Annotated in this window: 1 protein-coding gene; it reads left to right on the forward strand. The window is 68.7% G+C overall.

The window, feature by feature from the left end; translation table 11 throughout:
- A partial coding sequence (locus CVH10_RS24705) for a sugar transferase (protein ID WP_181244776.1) occupies window positions 1-233 on the forward strand: 233 nt, incomplete at both ends.

Consider the following 233-nt stretch of genomic DNA (forward strand, 5'->3'; position numbering starts at 1 on the left):
AACTCCTCAACGTCGTGCTCGGCGAGATGTCCCTGGTCGGCCCCCGCCCGCACGCCCTCGCGCACGACCGCAGCTTCGAGAACCGCATCGCCCTCTACGCGCGCCGCCACAACGTGATGCCGGGCATCACCGGGTGGGCCCAGGTCAACGGCCTGCGCGGCGAGACCCTGACGGATCTCGACATGGAGCGCCGCGTCCAGCACGACCTGCACTACATCGACAACTGGTCGATC

Source organism: Halomonas sp. ND22Bw, from assembly GCF_003011945.1.
Classification (GTDB): Bacteria; Pseudomonadota; Gammaproteobacteria; order Pseudomonadales; family Halomonadaceae; genus Halomonas; species Halomonas halophila.